This is a genomic window from Nostoc mirabile CHAB5784, from assembly GCF_020829645.1.
Taxonomy (GTDB): domain Bacteria; phylum Cyanobacteriota; class Cyanobacteriia; order Cyanobacteriales; family Nostocaceae; genus Nostoc; species Nostoc mirabile.
In genome coordinates this window covers 120,348-142,931 of sequence record NZ_JAIVFS010000007.1, presented here as the reverse complement: position 1 = coordinate 142,931, position 22,584 = coordinate 120,348, and the positions used below count along the sequence as shown (strand labels likewise).

Below are 22,584 nucleotides of genomic sequence, written 5' to 3'. Positions count from 1 at the left end.
AACGCCGTCAAAAAATATTCCTCACATGTGATATGTATAGATATCATGGAACAAGTACTGACATTGGTTTGCAGGCTTAACCCTACACCGGAGCAGGTTGTCATAATAGAGGCAACATTGAAGGCGTTTGCGGATGCTTGCAACTATGCCAATCAGCAAGTTAAACCCCAAATAATAAGCAAGACAACCATTCAAAATATGGTTTATCAGGATTTGCGTTTGTTGTTTGGATTGAGTGCTAACTTGGCAGTCCGTGCTTGTGCCAGAGTCGGGGCTAACCGTAAAACAGCTAAACAACAGGGTAAACCAGTCAAATCTTTTAAGCCAACTAGCGCTGACTACGACGCTAGAATTTTTGCTTTTAGAGAGAAAGACTGGACTGTTAGCTTGAACTTGCTCTGTGTCAGGGAACACATCAAAATGGATATCGGTAATTACCAATTGGGGAAACTCAAAGGTAAGAAGCCGACATCGGCACAGTTGTGTAAACATCGGGATGGTTCCTACTACATTCATATACAAATCAAAGACGAGGTTCCCCAAACACTTAAGCCCACCAACGTTATTGGTGTTGATTTTGGGCGCAGGAATATCGCTGTAACCAGCAATGGGGACGGCACTTGCTACAACGGGGGGAACCCCCGCAACGCAGTGCCTCATAAATGGGATGGTAAACAGATAACTGATATTCGAGATAGATACGCTAGAACTAGAGCTTCTCTCCAACAAAAAGCCAACATAGGCACAAGGTCTAGTCGCCGACGTGCGAGACGGATTTTGCAACAGCTGTCGGGGCGTGAGAGAAGATTTCAGCAATGGATAAACCATCAAATCAGCTACCGCATTATTCGACAAGCTTTGTCTAGTAGAGCAATTGTTGCGATTGAAAATTTGACCGGGATTAGAGAACGTACCAACTTTCAGCCTAGAAATAAAGTTGAGCGCAGACGCTCTAACTTTTGGTCTTTTTATCAATTGCGCTCCTTCCTTGAGTACAAAGGAATTAAGGAAGGAGTAAAAGTAATTGCTGTGCCACCAGTCTATACAAGTCAGACGTGCCACCAATGTTTGCACATTGGTTTGAGGTCTGATAAAAGTTTCAAGTGTGGTAATTGTGATTGGCATGGAGATGCTGACTTGAATGGTGCAAAAATGATTTCTTTATTGGGGCAATCTGTAAGCTTGCCCGGAGGTTCGGGTTATTTGTGCTGTAATCTCAGTACCAATAGCTCAGGGCTACTACAAAGCCCCGCCCTTTAGGGCTGGGGTTAGCTTACCTAATAGAATCTTAACTTTGTTTGGGCATTGGGGATTGGGCATTGGGAAGAGGCAGAGGGGCACAAAGCTTGTAGCAGAGGGGAAAAGAGGTAATTTTTTATTCTCCCCCTTCCCCCCTGCCCCTTGTGCCCAGCCCCCAGTACTAAAAATCCAAACAACTGTCATTAAGGGATTTTTTCTTACCAGATACCGTTGGCAATGCCGTCTTTTCTACTGCCTCTACTAAAGACCGTGCTACGCGGTCTGCATAAGGACGGGATAAAGACCAAATTAGGGGCGATAACCAACCCCGTAGTGTTACAGAATAAGACAAACAAGTACCACAAACCGTTGACTCTACTTGATAAGTCACCCGTTCCTCTATCCCAGGAATCGCCATCACTCGGATACTCAGCATCTCCCTGTGATTGACGCGCTCCACAAAAATTCGGATGGGAATCGGCCAAAAGCGTGTTACAGCATGAAAAATCAATCCTGGCTTGGGTACTAATCCGTAGGGCACGTTAGTACTCTTAAGTAGTGGATGCCAGGAAACATCTGTTAAGTCAGCGACTTTTTGCCACAGCTCATCTACAGAAGCAGAACTTATCTCTCGATACGTCCGCACCAGAGAAGCGCAAAACCGACGACGTTTGCGGTGGATGAATTTGGATAACCAACTTTGCATTTTCCTAATCCTCCTCCTAGACACTTTCTGGTAACTCTGGTATTGTGGGCAACTACGCTCAAACCCTAATAGAACTTACGCAAAACTATACGCGCTCAGGGGCAATTCATGAATTGCCCCTACCTGAAAATCAGGGTTTCAACTATTGTTTGCCTAAGTCCTGCCTAAATTAAAACTTTCTCAGAAATGCCCTAAACATAGCAAGCCTGTATTCGGTACAGACACTAACAGATAACATAAGCAATATGGCAAAGAAGTTTTGAGCAGGCCCGTTTAACCCTTGATAATTCCAGGTTACGACTAAAATCTAGTGTTTATACCAGAATGTTCCAATTAAGAATTTCAAAAAAAACTCAGTCAATATACAAGCCTATACGCATTTGAGGGAAAATAACTCTAGTGATGCCCATCAATCGTATAAATGCTTAACCAGTAAGAAAAAGCGGGTTGGGCAAATAGAGCTTGATTGTTGGCGCGTGTTTCCCCCAAATTTTAAGATAAGAAATTTGTGGCTTTCTGGAAATTGTAATTTTTTAGGTTCGGGAATCTATGTTGACCAACTCGCAAACACCAACTGTAGCAGCAGAATCATCCAAGTCTTTGCCAGCACCTGACGCTCAGACTAGAGTCAGTCAGTTTATGAAACAACTGCAAGACGAAATTACCGAATCATTGGCAAAACTAGATGGTGTGGCTAAGTTTCATGAAGATAGTTGGGAACGCCCAGAAGGGGGTGGAGGGCGATCGCGCGTGCTGCGAGAAGGTGCAATATTTGAACAAGCTGGTGTAAATTTTTCTGAAGTTTGGGGTTCCCATTTGCCAGCCTCAATTTTAGCTCAACGTCCTGAAGCAGCAGGGCATGGCTTTTATGCCACGGGCACTTCAATGGTATTACATCCTCACAATCCTTACGTGCCCACAGTTCATCTAAATTATCGCTACTTTGAAGCAGGGCCAGTGTGGTGGTTTGGTGGTGGTCTTGACTTGACACCTTATTACCCCTTTGCTGAAGATGCGGCACATTTACATAAAACGTTAAAACAGGCTTGTGACAAACACCACCCAGACTATTACTCTGTGTTTAAGCTGTGGTGCGATGAATATTTTTACCTCAAGCATCGTGATGAGACACGGGGCGTAGGTGGTCTGTTTTTTGATTACCAAGATGGTCAGGGTGCTTTATATCGCGGGCCAAATCCCAATGGGGAAGCGGCTATTTATAGCAACCAGGTGGGAACACCAGCAACCCGCAATTGGGAAGATTTATTTGCTTTTGTGCAAGACTGTGGTAGAGCATTTTTACCAGCCTATGTACCAATTGTAGAACGGCGACATGGGATAGAATATGGCGATCGCCAACGGAATTTTCAACTCTACCGCCGAGGACGGTATGTAGAATTTAACTTGGTTTATGACCGAGGCACCATTTTTGGTCTACAAACCAACGGACGCACCGAATCAATTCTCATGTCCCTACCGCCCTTAGTGCGCTGGGAATACGGCTATCAACCGGAACCCAATTCCCCCGAAGCCGAGTTGTATGAAACTTTCCTTAAGCCTCAAGATTGGATCAACTGGACACCCAAATAGTGCTGAGTGCTGAGTTAGGAGTAGAGACGCGATTAATCGCGTCTGTACAGGAGTTAGGAGTAGAGGCGCGATTAATCGCGTCTCTACAGGAGTTATGATAATTAATCCCGATCTTCCCCGACTTCCTCATTTCCCTTATCTCCCCACTCCCCACTCCCCATTATTTTGGTGAGTTAAACTACTAAAGTTAAGCACTTAGCAAAAAAAGGTGACAATTTTAGCTATAGCTTGTTAACCTCAAGTGGCAGCATTAGAAAATTCTGTAAATAGTTAATCTTAAGAAGAATGTTACGGGGAGGGCTTTAGTGATTCATATAGACCAAAAAACTTATACAACCCAAGAGGGAAACACCGTTATTGTCCTGACGCCAGCAGGTCGCCTAGATATTACCACTGCTTGGCAATTTCGTCTGAAGTTACAGGAGTGTATTTCTAAACTCAGCCGCCATGTAGTTGTAAATCTGGCTCAGGTAAATTTTATTGATAGTTCGGGTCTTACATCTTTGGTTGCTGGGATGCGTGATGCTGATAAAGTTAAGGGCAGTTTCCGCATCTGCAATGTACATCCAGAAGCCAAACTCGTGTTTGAAGTGACGATGATGGATACTGTCTTTGAAATCTTTGAAACAGAAGACGAAGCTTTAGAAGGTGTACCTCGTAGCATCGCTAGCTAAAAAAGAGTTAGGAGTACAGACGCGATTAATCGCGTCTGTACAGAAGTTAATTCAAGATTCATAACTCATAAGTCATGACTTATAACTTTATCTTATTTAATACTGGTTTCGCTTGGTGTAGCGATAAGGCCCCATAATCGCTCCCCAAGTTGCTTTTCCAGTTGCTGGATCAATTCCTTTGTCGTAGCTGTGAAATTCTGCCGCAGTAGCTTCAAAACCCAAGGAAACATTGATGCTATTGCCAAGATAAGCAAAGCTGCAACGAGTTTCTGGTAGTGAGGTAGCGGTAAACTTATAGCGATCGCCAGCTAGTGTTTCCTGAGTTACTGTTAGGATACAACCTGGTAGTAAATCTAATTGTTCGGATGTCAGTGTGTTAAGTAGAGCAGGGTTATTGCCTGCGCCTATTAATGCACCTGGATCTTGAGGCATGTAGTATTGTACTTCCAGAGATGCGTCAGGGCAGCAATGACGCAATCGCATAATTCGCTGGCGGTAAGGTTTATCTAGATTAACAAGGCTAGCCTGTTCGGCAAACAGGGTGATGCTATCTTCTGTGAACAGATTAATTGGTCTTTGCCACAGCCGGAGGTGGACATACCAAATTGGTTCTCCTATGGCTTGTTCCTGATTATCAAATTCACCAGCTAGATACTCACCCAAAGCAATTAACTGTGGCGAAAAGTTCATAAATGCGATAAACAAATCATTAAAAATAAATATTTTTGGCTAGTTTTTTAAAGGAAAGGGTCTTAATCCCCTGTGGCTACTAGCTTATAAAATACTTCTGATTTGTCTACATTGTAAATCAAACCGTCACCAGTCAAAAGCTCAACTTGGCAAAGTAGCCTTTAAGCGAGAAAATAAAGATACGTCGCCCTTAACATTTTCTTTGTGAACAACGTCCGTACTGTCTCTGATACAAAACGAACTTTTTACAATCTTCATACCCGTCCGATCAACACTATTTATCGTCGGGTAGTAGAAGAATTGATGGTGGAAATGCATCTGCTGTCAGTAAATATCGATTTTAGCTACAATTCAATTTATGCCTTGGGCGTCGTCACTACTTTTGACCGCTTCATGCAAGGCTATGAACCAGAACGGGATCAAGAATCAATTTTTAACGCCCTATGTCGGGCTATGGAACAAGATCCGCAACACTATCGACAGGATGCCGAAAGATTGCAAGCTGTAGCTAAAGGTTTGCCAGTTAAAGATTTAATTGGGTGGCTAGGCCAAACTACTTTTTTAGATCGAGATGGTGACTTGCAAGCACAACTGCAAGCGATCGCCAACAATCCTAACTTTAAATACAACCGTTTGTTCGCAATTGGTGTATTTTCGTTATTAGAACAGTCAGATCCTGAATTAGTCAAAGATGAAAAGCAACTCACGGAGGCGCTGAAAGCGATCGCTGCTGGCTTGCACCTTTCTGATGACAAACTCAACAAGGATTTGGAGCTATATCGTTCTAACCTAGAGAAGATGGCGCAAGCGCTAATAGTGATGGCAGATATGCTCTCAGCCGATCGCAAAAAACGCGAACAACGTAAACAACAATCAACTACCCCCGTTGCTCCCCCAAGTTCCAACGAATAGTTAGGAGATGGAAGTGAGGAGTGATGAGTTATAAGTTAAGAGTTGTTAATAACTCCTGTACAGACGCGATTAATCGCGTCTGTACTAACTCCTGTACAGACGCGATTAATCGCGTCTGTACTCCTAACTTTTGATTTTAGACACCCAATAATTTGTAGATTAAGCTGTTAATTATAGTCAGCGCAAATGCCCCAATAACGGCACTCCAAATACCGTAACGCAAGCGAAAGCCTTCTACTAACCAAGCAGCAATACTAAAACAAACCACGGCAATCATAAATGTGAAAATGCTGGATAGCAAGTCCAATGTGAGTAAATTTGGTACTGCAAAAACGAGGCTTAAAATCGGTCTGACTATTGCCGTCACGATACCAAGCACTGCGGCACAAAGGAAGGCTTTACCAGGAGTATCAATTTCAACTCCTAAAGGTAATTTACTAATTATCAACAGGCTAATAGCTGTTACTAACCAAACAATTAAAAGCGTAACGATATTCATGCCACAACCCCTGAAACGTGAATGGCAATTGGTGATAAATTACTTCAGTTTCTCGGTGAAAAAATCTTTAAAGCTCAACCAATTATCTATAAATTAGCAGGAAATTTTTCTCTAACGAAATTTTATTTCAGATATCTTTAGGATTGGGGAGTGGGGAGTGGGGAGTGGGGAGTAGGGGAGGCAGGGGAGGCAGGGGAAGCAGGGGGAGAATAAAAAATTACCTCTTTCCCCTCTGCTCCCAGCAAGAACTGCCTCTCTGCCTCTTCCCCATACCCCTATCTCATCTTTTGGGATTAGGTTGGGTTTGTTTAGGTGCTACAGGCGCTTGAGATGCTGGTGGGTTGGAAATACCAGGATTGATAGGGCTGATGCCTTGTCCAGTTGGAGGCTGAGTTATGCCAGGAAGGGGTACAGAATTAGGTGCTGAGGGAAATTTAGGGGTAAGATTCCCTTCGGGATTGATGCCTGGGACTGGTGCGGTTGTGGGTATTGGTGCTGCACCAGGATTGATTGGGAAAGAGGGGATATTAGGCTGGTTAAGTGAGTTTGTAGGTGGTTGAGATGGGCCAGGAATAATTCCCAAAGAAACGCGATCGCCTCCTACTTGCCGTAGCAAATCCAATGTCTCAATTACATCATTATAAGTTGCTGTCCGCGAAGCATTTAGCACCACAACGGCACTAGGGTTTGCTTGGAGATACTGTTTTAACCTCGCTCCCAAATCATCGCGTTGTACAGGCTGTTTTTCTATGTAAGTATTGCCAACGGCATCGATAGTTACAATCAGACTTCCACTCTGTGATGTTATTCCAGATACTGAACTGGCGCTGGCTTTGGGCAAATCAACATTTATTGCCTGTTGGCGCGTAAATTGTAATGCCGCTAATAAAAAAAACGTCAGAATACAAAAAACAACATCTATTAAAGGGATGATTTGAATTTGGACTTCTTCAATTGGGGTATGTAGATTAACTTTCATTTTCTCAATTTAAATGCCTAGTTCGGGGGTTGAATTATTGACTAATTAGGTGAATGCGGGGGTTCAGGAGGTTCAGGCAACCTAGTCTTTCCTGGCTTGCGGGGTGGAGTGAAATTTTCTCGCACAATTGCTGATGTACTATTACTAAAATCAGGGGGGGACTGGCGGTAAAGCAATTCCATCTCATTCCCTGCCTTCCGAAAAACTTTGACTTGATTGACTACAAAACTTTGAAATAGGCGGTAAAATACCAAACTAATAATGGCAACTATTAGCCCTGCTGCCGTACTAATTAAGGATTCACCAATACCAGTAGTCACCCCGGCGGTAGATTCAGTTCCTAAATCGCCAATCCGAATTGAGCGCAGGGACTGGATTAAACCTAAAACTGTACCTAACAATCCCAGCAGGGGCGCGAGGGCAATTACGGCTTCTAAAAGTTTTTCGCCCCGCCGCATTCCAGCCAATTCATCTTCGGCTGTGGACTCAAGTGCTAGTCGAAAGGTTTCCGCATCAGTTTTTGGAAAACGTAGAGGAGCATAGAGAAAACGCCCGACAGGCTGATGGCTTGCTTGTCTTGCAATGTCAGCAGCTACTTGCCAATTATCCTGGGCAGCATCCAGGATGCGATCAACTATTTGCTTTTCCTGAGTCAAAATTCGCAACCAAAACCACAAACGCTCAAAAATCACACTCAAAGACAGAATCGAGAGAACTAGCAAAGGCCACATCGCTGGCCCGCCCTTATAAAATAAATCTAAAATATCCACTGTTTAAGTTTCCTCCCTCCATGACTAAAGCAAATGTGCTAAGGCATTTTAATTCTAGAGATTAATGCAAAATGAGGGACTTCCAAAATATAAATTTACCGAAAACCTAAAAAGACAGTGCAAGTATGGGGTATTTGACTTAGACTACTGGACAAACTTGCTGCTGGGTAGGCAATTGAATGATAAACTCACTTCCTTTACCAAGTGTAGAAAAGCATTCCAATTTCCCACCATGTTTTTCGGTGCTAATTTGGTAGCTGATTGCCATGCCCAAACCTGTTCCTTTGCCTACAGCTTTGGTAGTGAAGAAACGATTGAAGATGGGGTTTTTAACCTGTTTTGGCACTCTCCCTCCATTATCAGCGATGCCAACTCTTGGAGACGCTACGCATAGCAAGATCCCCGTAGGGGTACGCCAACGCAATTTCCACGGACTGCGAATTGCTCATTGAGGTGCGGATGCTAATCTGGCTAGGATTTGCTTCGATCTCCTGATGGGTGCGATTGGCGTTTACTTCGTCTAATACCATTTCACTTTAATTAATGATACAAATACGCTGGTACTGTGCGTTCGCTTATTTTGAAAGTCGAAGCGGAATTAAAGGCTTAATGCAAAAGGAAAACGACTACTTTTAACAGTTATCAATTATCAGTTGTTAGTTTCATTCCTTGGGTTTAAGTCCCCCACAAAGAAGGTGTCAGGCGTTGGTTGCGCTTTTTATCCCCAACCATACGCCTGACTGACTGTTCACTGTTCACTGTTCACTGTTTTAAAGGCACAGGGATAGGATAAATCATAAAATGGCAAAAGCTCTATGCAAGACAAAAATGCCTGAATCCATTGAATCGCCTGAATTACACGCACTGTAAGGCAAAATTTAAATCTTGTATATCAAAAATGAGCGAACGTACAGCTGGTAAGGGCATGGCATTGCCCATAGGTGTCAACTTAACGTGAAACCCTTGTCAAGACGTGATATTGAGTTCATTCACTTACCATCACGATCCGCATTACCCCACCCCGGCTTTGCTGACGCAAAACCTCCCCTCCCCGATGCTTTGGGGAGGGGATTGAGGGGTGGGGTAGAACGGTTGTGGGACATAGGTTTGAGCTTAAGTTGACACCAATGGGCATTGCCATGCCCCTACGAGAAATCTATATGTATCAGGATTTTCGTGAATTGGTATAAGGCATGGATCGCATTCACCAGAATATGTTGTAGTTGTTTGAAGGAAGCAAAGTTTGAGCAATTACCCGAAACTGAATAGCTCCAAAGCTCAATGCTTGCGGTGGGAGCGACTGCCAACCAATAGATTCTGGGACGAAGTATACACGGGTGGCAATACTGCGTAGGTTTTGAAAATTTGTAGGTTGGGTTGAACTTAAGTGTTACCCAACAAACCTCTGAAAATGTTGGGTTTCGTTCCTCAACCCAACCTACATTGGAGTTATTTTTTAGGCTTAACCGAACAGTATTGACACGGGTGGATACTTAGCTAGATTTGTTTGCCAGCCGAGATCAAATGTGAAATATTTTGGGAGGCATATCCTTGAGATAATCCTTTCTCTTCCAATAGTGACAAAACTTTTTTAAGTTGATTTTCAAGTTGCTGCTGACTACGAAAGTTAGCCGATAGCATTTTTTCAATAGGTTTAACAATCCGCCTCATTTGTTCCTGATTAAGTTCTTCATCTTTTGGGTATCCTGTAATGAAACCATGAGTAATAAACAGTTCACAACCATTAATGATCCCATTTATAAATATTTGGTTAATTTGTGCGTAATTTTCTGCAATAAATCGCTCATTACTATATTTTAAAATAACTGGCTCTAATATATAAATTAATGAAATTTCTTCTGTATTTTTAGATATTAAACAATGCCTTTCAATTAAATTATTTACAGTCTCAAATAACTGCTGATAAGTTATAAATTGCTTACTATCTTGTACTAACTGATTCCACAAGGCTGTATTGCGTCTGATACCTACCCAATAGATCAGATTTATTTCTGCTTGTGAAAGTCTTTTAAATTGCTGATTTAAAAAACCAGTGGTTAATTCATCAATAACAGTTGTAACTTCACCATTATTTATAAAAGGTGATATATCACCATTAAAGACATTACTAATACTTTGTATAATTCTCTTAAGTATCCACGGATTGTTATAACGCTCACTAAATTTCTCTAATTCAATATCTGTGCCAAACAGACCTTCTGCACTTAAAAATTCTTTTACATCTTTTTTGGTGAGAGCTAACGGTTTTTTAGAGCAAACAAATTTTCCTTCTAATATTGCAATATTGTCAGGTTTTCTTCTACTAAGTAATAATAAAGAGCTTTTGTGGGATTCTTTAGCAACTCTGTCTAAAAATACATTATACTTTGTATAATCATCGCTATGATTGTCCATAATTTCCTCCCAAGCATCCAGCACTATTAAAGATTTTTGATTATGTAAATACTGCATAATTTGGGAAATATCGCCTTCTTCTTGTTCACCTTTAGATAAAAATTGCACCAGTCTGTTCAATATCTTTTTAAATGGTGGTGCTGATTCTAGAGAAAGCCAAATTATACGATTATATTTGTCAGCAATTTTATCTACTAAATGGCGAACTAAGGCGCTTTTTCCAATTCCCCCCATCCCGTGAACAAGGACTAACCGACAATCTTTTTGGAGAAGCCATTGCTGAAGTTCAGCTAACTCTTGGGTACGACCATAAAAATTAATAGGAGGAGGGGCTTCGCTCAAATCTCTATTAGCATCTGCTTCATTTTCTGCTACATCTTCCCAGTTCAAGTCCAACACTTGACAAAAAGTATTAAAAGTAGAAGCAGTAATACGCACCTTTGCTTCCCGAAAGCGTTTCAAAGTAGCTGATGCTACAGCATAATGGTCTTCTGAAACATTATCCCAGTTTTTATCTGGTTGTAAAATCCTACTTGTTTCTCTAAGAACTATTTCATTCATATCTGAAGGACTCCTTCCATGTATCATACTTAGCCTCTTCCAGGCTTCCTTGATGAGTTTTTTTCCCTGTTGAGAGGCTTTGAGAGTAAAGCGTTTAGGCATAAATTTTAAGTTTTTGCGAAAAAGTTACATTGTTACGCAACCAGTTTGTACGTCTTTTTAGGAATTATTTCGTTGTGGTGTTTCCAGAAGAGTAAAACCATATTCATCCCTGTTAGGATTACTTTTATTAAGTTGTACTAAAACGCCAACACCTGTGACTGCTTTGCGATCGTGATCCTGATCAAATCTTACCTCTGTAGTAGCGCCTGGAGCAGAAAAGCTAGGATCACTCAAATTATCGTATATATTTTGACGAGTTGGATTAGCATTTCCAGGAAGGTCAGTTAAAGCTTTAACAAATGCTTGCATTGCGTCATACGAAGTCATTGTTCTCCAACTAACTTTTTTTATTCCCCAAAGTTTTTTGGTTTGACTCTTGAAATTGTCGTTAGCATTATCCGCATGAAAAGGTACAGCAACCACCATTTTGTTAGCAGATGTTTGGTTTCCATATAGAACATCTCCTGCTAGAATTTGAAAATTTCCATTTGCCAAGTTAACAATATCTATTGCTTCTTGTAACCTGTTAGGATCAGGGACTAACATCAACACATTTACTGGCTCGTTCTGCGCCATATCGATGCAAGTTTGTGGGGTATCTGTTGCTAAATCACACTCTTGAATATTTCCACTACGTATTTTTTTGATGTTGAGCAGATAGCTTCTAAACATTTTCTTCAAAGAGTCACTATAAGGATCATAAGGATCACCTTTGCGATAGGCAATTAATACTTTATTCTGTATCATCATATAATTAGCCAAATCTTGTGCAGCAATTGAGTCATTAGAGGCTGTACGAAAAACGTAATCATTCAAATTTGGTTTATTTGAACCGGGAATCAATACCCTATTTGCGGTACTTGTGGTTGCTATCGTAACAAGTTTTTTTTCACCATAAATATTTCCGAATTGCCAAATATACCTGCTTGTATAGCGACCAAGAACGCCTAATATTTGACTATTCTTAAAATCATCAAATTCTTCTGGAATATTATTATTAGAGATATAGTTAACCACCTTTTCGCTGTCTTGTATTTTGTTATTATTATTATTCACAAGTAGTATTTGAAATAATGGTGTATTTGTGTTTTGTTCTTTTAAAACTTGGGCTACACCACGCAGTATTTCTAGTGCAATATCAAGGTTGGACTCACTTGGAATAACAACTGCAATTGTTGGCAGACTGCCATTACGCGCTGATGCAGTTTGAGCAACCTTAGAGTTGTATTGGTAAATAAATGTTTCAGGGTCAACTCTACAATAATTTGGGTTAGATTGATTTATGGATTGTGTTTTATTTATGGATTGTGTGAAAAATTTCTCAGCATCTCTGAAATCGTCTTTATTAGAAGATAAACTAGCCTTTTTAAAAGCATTTATTCCTTCTTGTTTAAAATTGTCAGCTTCTTTGCAACTTGGTTTAGTAGAGTTTAGTGGAGGAATTAAAGATTCTTCCCCTCTGCTAAAATAGTTTGCATAAGGTGGTGGTGTAACTGGTAGCTTATAAATAAATATAAAATAGAAAGCAACTGCGATCGCTATTCCTAATGAAAATGAAAAGCCTAAACTTATTATCGAACGCCAGCGTCTAGGAAGTTGCCTCACCCAATCAATAAATCTTCTCAACATTCTTGGTTGAGGAGGCGAGCCGGAATCAGGTATTTGAGTAGAACCCGAATCTGGATCAGGTTCACCAGACAGAATCTTAAGAACCTCTTGAGCAGACTGAGGACGATCTTTTGATCTGTGTTTGAGCATCAGGTCTAAAGCTTTTGCAAAATGCTGATCACTCACTGTCACAATCTCTTTCAAACATGACTCCTCAAGAAGTTGATTAGGATTTCTATTTCCTGTTAGCAAACATAGACAAGTTGTGGCTGTGGCGTATAAATCTGATGCAGGAGATAATTGCTGATTACGAAATTGCTCAGGTGGTGCAAAACGCGGATCTAACACTATAGATGTTGTCTCAAGCTCTAATCCTTGCAATATCTGTTTAACTGCACCAAAATCTATTAGATATAGCCTATTATTTTTACTACAGCGCATGATATTAGCAGGCTTAATATCTCTATGGATATATATAACTCCGTTAGTATCGTCAGGATTATGGATATACTTAAGTATGTTTAGAATTTCCTTTAGAATGTTTATAACTTCATTCTCTGAAAAGGTTCTCGGCTCTGGAAGACTTAGCCGAGCATTTAGTTCATTATCTAAATTTTCTCCTTCGATATAATCCTGCACCAAGTAAAAAAACCTCTGCACATAGCCTGTTGTTGCCTCAACATCCTTAGTAAAAAAACCAAAAAGTCTGGGAATTCGTGCGTGACGCAGATTTTCCAAAGTGATTGCTTCTTTTTTAAACATTTCTTCTCTCTGTGTGAGGTCTTCTGAAGTTAGTATTTGTCCAGGATTACTTATGGGGTGCAACTGTTTAATTACACGGTTTGTGTAGAAAAAGTCCAGATCCTTTGCTTTATAAGTTTTACCAAATCCGCCGCTTCCTAAATAACTTAGAGCTACAAAATGCTCCTGCAAAATCAATGGCATATTACAAGTAGAGCAACATATTTCTTTTTTTGCATTCTTTGAATTTATATTTTCTGTTGAAATAGTATTTACAGGGTTTTTGCAACCGGGACGAGTGCAGTAAACTTCCATTAGTTCTAACATTTATTAATTTCCAAAATTAGTTTAATTAAATGCTGGATAACAAATAACAATAGCTTGTTTTATTTGTAATAATTAATAGTTTAATATTCCCGACTTCTTGGAAAAGTCGGGAATATTAAACCTAAAAATTACCTATGCAAAAGCTTTGCCGTAGGCTATTACGAATTACGCATTAGGAATTAGATTAAAGTTACGCTCACCTCTTCAGCAATATTGCTTACGTAATAATTTTAGTACAGTCATGATTCTTGTAACATACTGCAACTAATGTTTTTTTGCAAAAATTATAATTTTTTCATATAGAAAAATTGATGATTTCACAACCTCGGCTTTTTTAAGAAAGTCAAGGTTATGACACAATGTTGTTTATATCTTGAACGTAGTTCTAATTACTCCCACAAAAATGTCCCCATTCTGCTCGTTGTGATTTGGTGCTGTCAGCCAAATTAAACCAGGAGTAATACTGATATTGTCGTTGATTTGATACCGATAAAACCCTTCAATGTGAAATCCCGTATCTGGGTCACGACGAGGTAAGCCTGATAACTCTGCTGAAGAACCAGTCAATTTAGGCTGCATCCCAACGATAATCCCTCCCAAATTACCCTTTTTGCCCAAATCAGGCAAGGCTAGAGTGACAGCCCAACTCCAGATATCAGCATCACCTTTGACTTCGCCACTCAACGCTCGTGCATTGGTGTAAGCTATCCATCCACCAAGTTGAAAGCCATCACTAACTGCTACATTCGTTTCAATACCATAGGAATTAGAAGAAACTTTTGGGCCGCCCAAGTTGGAGGCTAACAAGTTGGAGGCTAAACTGCCAGTATTATGTCCTAAACCGTTGTCGTTGTAAGCATTGACGTAAGTGAAGGCAATTTTGGTATTTGTATCTTTTTCATTTGGATAGAATACAATCTGTGCCAATGCACCATATTTATCATTAAACAAGCCCCTATCAGGGTCGTTGGTATTACCTGCTAAATAAAACATCTCTGCTTTTAAATTGCCATTCGGCTTAAAAGTCACACCTACACCCGTATCTCCACCCAAACGAAAAATCGAACTGTATCGACCGAAGCGAGAAATCGTAGCATCCGCATCGCTTTGTAGAGGATTAATCACATCCGCATCATCGAAGTAAGTATTAAAACCTGTACCCAACAGAAAACTTACTTTATCGCCTATGGGAAAACGATATTCCAGCTTACTGAGGAAAACATCATTTGTATCACTACCAGATTGGAAGCTTAAACGAGCTTCATTTCCGGGTGCAGTTGGGTTTACCACATTACTCGCCTGAAGTCGTACACGCAGCCGATCTTTTCCAGAAAAGCTGGTATCAAAGTTGATACGCGCCCGACTAGAAAATGTGAGGTTGCTATCATCCCCATTTCCACTACGGCTAGCATCTCCAAAAGCATCTGTGGCAGCAAATATCACTTGAGCATTAAGTTTTGTGGTGGTAGAAAACTGTTGTTGCTCTAGCTGTTCGGTACGTGCTTCCAAAACATCAACTCTACCCCGTAAGGTAGCAAGTTCTGTTGCAAATTCCTCTTGTAGCTTTTGCAAAGTCGCCAAATCTTCTTTGTTAACCATCTGTGTAATATCAGCATCAATTCTTTGGTTAACTTTGTCTAAGCAGGCGTTTAATGCAGTAGCAAACTCAAAGCGAGTCATGGCGCGATCGCCTTTGAAACTACCATCAGGGTATCCAGCAATACAGCCATAACGCTCAACTAGAGACTGCAACGCTTGAAATGCCCAGTCTGTCGGTTGCACATCAGAAAGCTGGGTAACTGAAGTGACTGGTGGAGAATTCAGTTGAGTAGATTGACTAACTTTATCAAGGGAATCAGTGCTTTTTTCAGTTGTTAAAACTTCTAGTGAATCTTCAGCCTGAACCCTGGCGAAGGTAGTTAGCACCAAAATCAAGACAGCAGGAACTAAGCTCAGAGTAGCTCTGAAAAAACTAAACATATTTTTCTCCTGACAATAATTATTTTTTTTAAACCTGGAATTACTATTTTTTGTAATAGGTAATATCCTTGACATTAACACGTCGCGGCGATAGCGCAGCGTTAGCGAGTCTTCGAGCGTCGGAGTCCCCCACCATACATAAAAGTTGGTGGGGGAGGAACGCCTACGGAATACTGGGTACTGGGTACTGGGTACTGGGAAAAATTTTTTAAAATTTGGTGGTGGGTAATGAGCAACCACCATAATTTTAAGGGTTTTACACCAGTCCCCAATCCCAAGTATTGAGTCCCTTTTACTAAATTCAGAAGCTTGAGTAACGAATCCGCTCAGGATAAACCCGAAAAGAATCAAAAAAATTAACTGATTCTGTGGTTAACTCATTTGGTGTAATAGCTCCCATAAAATAAAGATGCTGATTAACCACAAATGCACGATATTGTCCCAGACTTTCATCCGAGTGTTCCATCAGTAGCTCCAAACCAGGATGCCCATCAATTACAAGATTGGTAGTTCTAATAACCTTGCCAGTACGACCAATAGTTTCCCGCATTGCACTTTGCAACACTTGCCGAACCTGTGGAATAGGTATCCTGGAAGCTTCTGGAAATTCTTTATGTATAATAGTATATATTGTACGGCTAGTAGCGCTTACAGATGTCAATTGTTCCTCTGTACTGTCTGTGACTATACCTGGCATTAAAATTTTACAATCCCCCTGCGGACTCCAATAAGTAGTGTTATCTGCAACTAAATTAGACTGTTTGGGTGTCAATTTTTTAGTATTAATAGATACTAATCCACTCGAAAACACGGCTTGATCAACCAACGCAATTGCTGGGTTATGTATTCCAAGAGTCAGTAGTGTACAAGAAGTGACAGCAATATTTTTTATAACACTTAGCATAACTTGATCTCCTTCTTTGTTTTAAATTAATATCTCTCTGTTGAGCTACAATTAAGGGTTTACCATTAAAGCAAATATAAGTTCAAACCTCAGTTTTGGCTCAGAGAATAGTTCATTTAACGCTCAGAGAAAAGTTCAGTTAAGCTACCACCTTCTAATAATGGCCGATACCTGAATTTCAGAGTTCTCAGTTACAGCAAACTTTGTAAGTACAGTTGGGGTAGTGTGACTTTGACCATAAATTAAGCAAAAAGTTCAACATCTGCTTCAAAACGTATGTCATTACGAGTAGCGTCTTCCAGACTAACTAGGGCGGTTATTCCCACCGGCAATTTATAGGATAATTTGTCAAAATTAAAGATAACTGGAGGTTCAAAATATGAAATTTTCAATCGAATCACTTTACAGCTGGTATCGCAATTTGCTTCGTAACCCCAAGTACCGTTGGTGGGTAATTTTAGGAACCTTGGCTTATTTGGTCAGCCCATTTGATATTCTTCCAGATTTTGTACCCGTTGTGGGACAGATTGATGATGTTTTCCTTTTGACTCTGCTAGTTTCTGAGGTGTCTGGGCTAGTAATTGAGGGCTGGAAAGCTCGTAAGGGTGAGGTGGGTACTGAAGCATCTAATACCAGTGAGGGTTCTACCTCTACTGGAAGCACTATTGATGTTGATTCTGTTTCTGTTAAGTAAATTTAACAAAACCCCTGCTTTTGGAATCTGAGGTGGGGGATATTTTTTTCAACGCATAGGCGCTTCGCCTTCCCGCAGGGTAGGAACGCGGAGGGGAAGTTAGAGGTTGTTCGCTATGCGTTTAATAGTTCCAAATCACATAGTCAAATATAGTCAGACGTATGTAACCTAGATTTAAGCAACCTTACTTTTAGCATGGACACGCTTAAATAGTGGAGTTATCCGCCTTGGATGTACTACCAGACATCCCCTATCCCTTAGAATAGACAAGAGAGTGTCGAACCCTTCAGGATTACTTTTTCTGCCGATGTTAAATGCTCCATTTACGTCGGCATGAATTTTAAAACCATTTTTACTTACATACCACGCTCTTTTGATGCGCCTTCCTGAAAAGGTGTGATTTATTTTATTGTTGGTGTTATAAGTTGGGATATTGTCCCAATCAATAAACGAAGCGCGGCTCGTATAGCTTTCTTCGTTTACTACAACGGTAATGCCAACTCGTTCTAGTTTCCGGGTCAGCATTTCGATAAATCTCGCGTGGGGTATTTGAGTAAAACTTTGGTTGGTTCGCTTACCTAAATTAAGATGTGTTTTCCATTGTGCGTTCTTTCCTATAGAAACATGAGTTACTCCCAATCTTAAGAACTCGTTTTTCAGTATATCTTCTTTATTTTTAGCGCCTATGCGTTCCCTCTGCGTTCCTCTGCGTTTAAAAATCCTTCACAAATTCCGTCAAGAACCTGAATGCCTTCAAAATATAACTAGCACAATCTCTAGGAGAGGTATTGTAAAACGATCGCCACGCACTCGCCTTATCCTCATCATACCGATCGCTGCGATGAGTATGGTTTTCCAGCCACGCCAATCGCACTGCATGGCCAATTAATACATCCAACACGATATATTCTTCAATTTGCAGCTTAGGATTATTGGCTGCGATCGCAGCTAATTCGATTAATGCTTCAATATTAACTTGGCGATATTCTGGAGCTTCGATTTTATTCAGCAAATGCTCAACTAACAGAGCAAAATTTCTTTCCCCGGCTGTCATCTCCGACAACATTATCTCACTATCTAAACGATTGCGGCGCTCTAATTTATCTCCAATAACTAGACCCTTGCAATGTTGCATTAATAGCCAAACTTGCTTAAAAAATTCTTTTGGTACGCGCCCCGTCGCACCCTCGGCTTGGCGAAACCGTCGCCAACCGCCCGGCGGAACTTCTATCCCTTCGGCGATTCCTGGTAGCACCACCCAAGCAATATCACTTTCTTTTTGTTTGACGTGCAGTGATTCTTGCTGGCGCAACAGGTTACTCATGCCAGTATATCCAGTTAATACCTGACGCAAGCGCACTTTAACTTCAAAGGGTGAAAGTTGCATTAAGTGATCGTAACCTTCATCTTGAGTGACATGCAATTCCCGCGCTAGTTCGCTGGTGATCAATAAGATCAGATAGCCGACTCTCAGCGTTAATAGTCCCTGGAATAGTCCGGGTTCTGAGCGAATTAAGATACCAAGATAGATTAAAATCTCTTGTGTTAGGACGCGATCGCGGATATCCTCACGACAAAAATGATTAATTTTATCGGCAATTTCATCGTGGGACATGGGTACGCTAATCAAGGACGCTTCACTGTAAGCTTTACCCACAGCAATTTGCTTACCTCGCACCAAAATACTCGTTACTGCATCTGATAGGCTGATATCAACCATTTGCCGTAACCCCGCAGCCCGACGCACTACTGCCCAAATGCCTAAATCTCCAGCTTTGGTGTAAACTTCATCTAGTAAATCGGCTACGGTGACGGGATATCCTGGGCCTCCATACCCTGTATCAAATTTCATTCCTTGCAATCGAGTTAAAGTTTGCAATAACTCAATTTGCTCGTAGATATTTTCTGATGAACGCAAATAAGAAAGTAATAATCCGAAGTTAGTTTCATACTCCATTTGAAATTCTTGGGTATGTCCTAAGCGCCAGTTTTTCTCAGGATGATAAGCTAGATAATAGCAACGTGGGCTAGCATTTTTTACTGGCGATCGCGAAAATTCTGCATTGGGAAGAAAATCAATTCTTTGGATTCCAGCTGTTAGCATTAGCTGATTTAGCCGCCCTAATTTCACCCGCACACCGTTACAAACACCATCTTTCAGTTCTTGCATCAGTTCTAGTAATGCTTCCGAACCAGCTTCTAACATGGTGTGCGTCAACATTAAAGTTAAGGTAGGACGACCTAAATCGCTCCAATATTTTTGAATGTAAGCTAGTTCGCTTCTAATTTGATCCAGCAGAAAATGGTAATCAAGGGTTAAGTAAAACTGTTGAGAGTCTGAAAATGAAGGCAAAAATACAATTGTTTCACCGCTAATCCGAAAGATTCTAGATGTTGTCAAACTCCGCAGCCGCCGCACTGGCCGCCCAGTTAAACCAAGTTTATTGTTACGTCCAATTTGGGTATAAATAGCTGAAAATTCTCCAGCTTTTCTCACTTGAATCGGTTCTACTTGGGCGGGTGTTTGCGCTTCAATTCCGTGAACTTCTAGTTTCGTTTGTAAATCTTCATCTTCTGCTAACAAGGCAATTTGTACCAATGCCTCGCGCTGTTTACCCACACACAAATGTCTTCCTAAAGGGTCGATATCACCAACCGCTAATAACCCTTCACTCAACATTTCACCGAGAAAATATAAACTCTGCGCCCACACTAAGGGAATATTTTCATTGGGCAAACGTGGTTGTGTTTGAGGTGCTAATTTTTCTGCCTTTATGTTTTCTGCGGGAACATAATAAAGTTCTGGCAATAAACGCAAACCATTTTGTTCTATAAGTAATGATTCTAAAAGGTTTTGGTATTTTTTAACTTGTTCTTGTTCGCCGCGAAATAATCCATCTAGAACTAAATAAGTGAAAAATAACGGCCATTCGCATTCAATATGCTCAAATTGCTTGAGTTCCCACGGTTCGTAGTGTAAGCGCTGACTATCTTCTAAAACGGTTTGGTGTCCATCACGCAGAAAGCGTTTGCAGCCGTATTTACCTGCAAGTTTGTTGATAATATCGTTTAAAGTGCGATCGCGTAACTCCAAATCTTCCACTGCAAAGGCAGGATAACTAATAATACTCAACAGCGCCGCATCAATTTCTTTGGAACCAGATTCTCTCGGTAATAAGGATTCTAAGGTAATCCGGGCGCGGGCGATTTCATCTGGTAGCACATGAATTACCGATGCTTGACTACCATGCACGCCAAACAAATCCAGTCCGTTGATAGCTTCTAAAGCAGCTTTTGCCATGCCTACAGAACTGGCATTTAACTCAGCACTACCCCGATTAATTTTATTACCACGTTCCCAAATGCCATAATCTGGTGTGCGGTAAGCTCGTCCAATGTAGTAAACTAAATTTTGGACGAAATTCACTTCATCAATCGTATAAATTATTTGCAATCCGGCTGCGGTCATTTGCGCCAATATCAGCAAAAATATAGATGTGGCATCAAGTTGCAAATGTCCCCATTCATCATCGCCAACAACAATATCACCAGTCGCGGTATTATATTTGGCGTGCAGTCCATCTAGTAGCGACTGAGTATGTTTAAATGTCTCTACTTTATGAGCCTGTCGCATCATCGCAAACAACAATCCGCGCATCAGTTTGATGACACTGTGTTCTAGTTCATAGATGCGTCCTTTGTCGTCGTCAATCTTGCGGTATGCAAGTCCTAAACCCCAAACTGCCAAGATGCTGTAAACATTGTCTCGCACCCAGGCATCAGTATAATCGCCGTGGGCTGTAATCGCTGTACTCGCAGGTAGTAAACCAGTAATCGGATTCTGCCGAGTCAGGATGATTGTTTTGATTTGCTGGTAGTAATAGTCTAGACTAGCTCGCAATTTGGTAGATGTTTTCATGGTTTGGTTCAGAACAACTTGCAAAATTTGACCCTGTGACTGTGAAGTGAATTACCTAAACCAAGCCAGAATAAGTTCTGTAATGGTTGATGGGACAATAGCTAAGGGTGGTGTGAGCTTATTATTATCTCCTGTTAATACTTCTGTGGGTACTTAATTTTAGCGATTTTATTTCGGCGTAGCACTGGCGAAATAGTGAAAAATTGGGGAGATTTTTGGGTGTGGTCAGAATTACGTGCTATAGAGTGCAATCTAGGGGATATGAGCTAGTATGCTAGCAGAACAGCAGATTAACTTTTTTCATCATGGAAACTCGAATTAACAAACGCACCCACGGCGATTACACCCAAAGTGCTGCCTATCTGCCCAAGGATTTAGTTAAAATTTTCAAACAGCTAGCTCTTGAGTTAGAAATAGGGCACAGTGAGGCAATGGAAGAAGCTGTCAGGATGTGGTGTGATGCGGCAATCAAAAAGGTAAGTCAACCTTGATGAGGTATCCTACACCCAAACAAAATTTGATTTGTTTTATCCTCTGCCAAAACCTCACAACGTTTCTACTACCTATCTTTATAGTCAGATTAGATGAACGAACAGGAGACATCTATATCTTGGCTGGTGATGAAACTGGTATTGTAATTAACCCTAATGGTAAATGGAGATACGACGAATGACCAAGCCTAAGTTTGCAGCAATGAGTAAAATAGAGTTAAAACGTTATTTATTAGAGAATCGTAATGATACAGAAGCTTTTCACGCTCTAATGGATAAAATTAACGCTGAACCTAACCCAAAGTTTTATACCATAGATGAAATTGGTGAACTGGAAAAACTAATAGAAGCAAAACGGACACGAGAAAATCTCTAAAAATTACCGAAGAAAGGCAGAGGGCAGTTCAAGAGTGGAGGCAGGAGGAAGAAAATATATTTTTTGCCCTCTGCCAAACCAATACAGTTCAGTTAGCGCCAAAAACCATAAACTGCGTAGGTTGGGGAGCCACTGCGCCCTTGCGGTTTCCCGACTTGTTCGCGCAGCGTCTCCCCTTGGGAGAAGCAAGTGGCGTTGGAGGAACGAAACCCAACCTACGACGCGGGTTTGTTGGGTAACACTTAAGTTCCACCCAACCTACGATTATCCTTAACCCAAGCGTATTGTCTGCCAAACGGGTTTAACACAGTCAGAAATACAGCTAATTTTTAGTCATAGGTTAGAAAATGACCGCGATCGCAAACGAAAATATGATATTTGTTCAAATCTTCATGAATATGAGTAAA

General features: G+C 40.9%; 20 protein-coding genes. 8 read left to right on the top strand and 12 right to left on the bottom strand.

Features of this window, described 5'->3' with window-relative positions:
- Nucleotides 1-45 precede the first annotated feature (45 nt).
- Complete coding sequence (locus tag LC653_RS07705; protein ID WP_229493865.1) at nucleotides 46-1,260, top strand: RNA-guided endonuclease InsQ/TnpB family protein; 1,215 nt, start codon at nucleotides 46-48, stop codon at nucleotides 1,258-1,260.
- Nucleotides 1,261-1,420: 160 nt separating this feature from the next.
- Here LC653_RS07705 and LC653_RS07700 read toward each other — a convergent pair whose 3' ends face one another.
- Complete coding sequence (locus tag LC653_RS07700; protein ID WP_229493863.1) at nucleotides 1,421-1,945, bottom strand: SRPBCC family protein; 525 nt, start codon at nucleotides 1,943-1,945, stop codon at nucleotides 1,421-1,423.
- A 549-nt stretch (nucleotides 1,946-2,494) separates the two neighbouring features.
- Between LC653_RS07700 and hemF the strand changes: the two genes are divergently transcribed.
- Nucleotides 2,495-3,535: an oxygen-dependent coproporphyrinogen oxidase gene (gene hemF / locus LC653_RS07695; RefSeq protein WP_229493862.1), complete on the top strand. Its 1,041-nt coding sequence runs from the start codon at nucleotides 2,495-2,497 to the stop codon at nucleotides 3,533-3,535.
- Nucleotides 3,536-3,840: 305 nt separating this feature from the next.
- Entirely contained in the window at nucleotides 3,841-4,209 is a 369-nt protein-coding gene (locus tag LC653_RS07690; protein ID WP_229493861.1) for an STAS domain-containing protein, read from the top strand.
- Between the two features lie 96 nt (nucleotides 4,210-4,305).
- Here LC653_RS07690 and LC653_RS07685 read toward each other — a convergent pair whose 3' ends face one another.
- Nucleotides 4,306-4,899: a chromophore lyase CpcT/CpeT gene (locus LC653_RS07685; RefSeq protein WP_229493859.1), complete on the bottom strand. Its 594-nt coding sequence runs from the start codon at nucleotides 4,897-4,899 to the stop codon at nucleotides 4,306-4,308.
- Between the two features lie 204 nt (nucleotides 4,900-5,103).
- On the opposite strand from LC653_RS07685, the gene psb29 reads away from it, so the two are divergent.
- Entirely contained in the window at nucleotides 5,104-5,811 is a 708-nt protein-coding gene (psb29, locus tag LC653_RS07680; protein WP_229493858.1) for a photosystem II biogenesis protein Psp29, read from the top strand.
- 136 nt (nucleotides 5,812-5,947) lie between these two features.
- Here the strand turns inward: psb29 and LC653_RS07675 are convergent, their stop codons facing one another.
- From LC653_RS07675 to LC653_RS07640, 8 genes are all read right to left on the bottom strand, one after another.
- Complete coding sequence (locus LC653_RS07675) at nucleotides 5,948-6,310, bottom strand: phage holin family protein (protein WP_229493851.1); 363 nt, start codon at nucleotides 6,308-6,310, stop codon at nucleotides 5,948-5,950.
- Between the two features lie 280 nt (nucleotides 6,311-6,590).
- A complete protein-coding gene (locus tag LC653_RS07670; protein ID WP_229493849.1) occupies nucleotides 6,591-7,289 on the bottom strand; it encodes an ExbD/TolR family protein in 699 nt (232 codons plus the stop codon).
- Between the two features lie 41 nt (nucleotides 7,290-7,330).
- Nucleotides 7,331-8,059, bottom strand: a complete 729-nt coding sequence (locus tag LC653_RS07665; RefSeq protein WP_229493847.1) for a MotA/TolQ/ExbB proton channel family protein — start codon at nucleotides 8,057-8,059, stop codon at nucleotides 7,331-7,333.
- A 139-nt stretch (nucleotides 8,060-8,198) separates the two neighbouring features.
- Nucleotides 8,199-8,405 (bottom strand): ATP-binding protein, encoded by a 207-nt coding sequence (locus LC653_RS47870; protein ID WP_308189051.1) that lies wholly within the window; start codon nucleotides 8,403-8,405, stop codon nucleotides 8,199-8,201.
- Between the two features lie 1,151 nt (nucleotides 8,406-9,556).
- Entirely contained in the window at nucleotides 9,557-11,137 is a 1,581-nt protein-coding gene (locus tag LC653_RS07655; RefSeq protein WP_229493846.1) for an NB-ARC domain-containing protein, read from the bottom strand.
- A 57-nt stretch (nucleotides 11,138-11,194) separates the two neighbouring features.
- Complete coding sequence (locus LC653_RS07650) at nucleotides 11,195-13,813, bottom strand: bifunctional serine/threonine-protein kinase/ABC transporter substrate-binding protein (RefSeq protein WP_229493844.1); 2,619 nt, start codon at nucleotides 13,811-13,813, stop codon at nucleotides 11,195-11,197.
- Between the two features lie 366 nt (nucleotides 13,814-14,179).
- The gene (locus LC653_RS07645; protein ID WP_229493842.1) at nucleotides 14,180-15,793 is read right to left on the bottom strand and encodes an iron uptake porin; all 1,614 of its coding nucleotides are present in this window, start codon (nucleotides 15,791-15,793) and stop codon (nucleotides 14,180-14,182) included.
- Nucleotides 15,794-16,094: 301 nt separating this feature from the next.
- The gene (locus tag LC653_RS07640) at nucleotides 16,095-16,697 is read right to left on the bottom strand and encodes a hypothetical protein (RefSeq protein ID WP_229493840.1); all 603 of its coding nucleotides are present in this window, start codon (nucleotides 16,695-16,697) and stop codon (nucleotides 16,095-16,097) included.
- Nucleotides 16,698-17,076: 379 nt separating this feature from the next.
- Between LC653_RS07640 and LC653_RS07635 the strand changes: the two genes are divergently transcribed.
- Nucleotides 17,077-17,391, top strand: coding sequence for a YkvA family protein (locus tag LC653_RS07635; protein WP_229493838.1), 315 nt, complete (start codon nucleotides 17,077-17,079; stop codon nucleotides 17,389-17,391).
- Between the two features lie 174 nt (nucleotides 17,392-17,565).
- Here LC653_RS07635 and LC653_RS07630 read toward each other — a convergent pair whose 3' ends face one another.
- Both LC653_RS07630 and LC653_RS07625 read right to left on the bottom strand, forming a co-directional pair.
- Nucleotides 17,566-18,030, bottom strand: coding sequence for a zinc ribbon domain-containing protein (locus LC653_RS07630; protein ID WP_229493837.1), 465 nt, complete (start codon nucleotides 18,028-18,030; stop codon nucleotides 17,566-17,568).
- A gap of 73 nt (nucleotides 18,031-18,103) precedes the next feature.
- The gene (locus LC653_RS07625) at nucleotides 18,104-21,310 is read right to left on the bottom strand and encodes a glycoside hydrolase family 15 protein (RefSeq protein WP_229493835.1); all 3,207 of its coding nucleotides are present in this window, start codon (nucleotides 21,308-21,310) and stop codon (nucleotides 18,104-18,106) included.
- 305 nt (nucleotides 21,311-21,615) lie between these two features.
- Here LC653_RS07625 and LC653_RS07620 point away from each other — a divergent pair, with 305 nt between their 5' ends.
- From LC653_RS07620 to LC653_RS07610, 3 genes are read left to right on the top strand one after another with little or no spacing between them, the layout of a single operon-like run.
- Nucleotides 21,616-21,801 carry a ribbon-helix-helix domain-containing protein gene (locus LC653_RS07620; RefSeq protein ID WP_229493833.1) on the top strand — a complete coding sequence of 62 codons (186 nt, stop codon included), beginning with the start codon at nucleotides 21,616-21,618 and terminating at the stop codon, nucleotides 21,799-21,801.
- Nucleotides 21,801-21,983 carry a DUF6888 family protein gene (locus LC653_RS07615; RefSeq protein WP_094328788.1) on the top strand — a complete coding sequence of 61 codons (183 nt, stop codon included), beginning with the start codon at nucleotides 21,801-21,803 and terminating at the stop codon, nucleotides 21,981-21,983. The genes LC653_RS07620 and LC653_RS07615 overlap by 1 nt, the downstream gene beginning before the upstream one ends.
- The gene (locus LC653_RS07610; protein ID WP_094341389.1) at nucleotides 21,980-22,177 is read left to right on the top strand and encodes a DUF6887 family protein; all 198 of its coding nucleotides are present in this window, start codon (nucleotides 21,980-21,982) and stop codon (nucleotides 22,175-22,177) included. The genes LC653_RS07615 and LC653_RS07610 overlap by 4 nt, the downstream gene beginning before the upstream one ends.
- Nucleotides 22,178-22,584 lie beyond the last annotated feature (407 nt).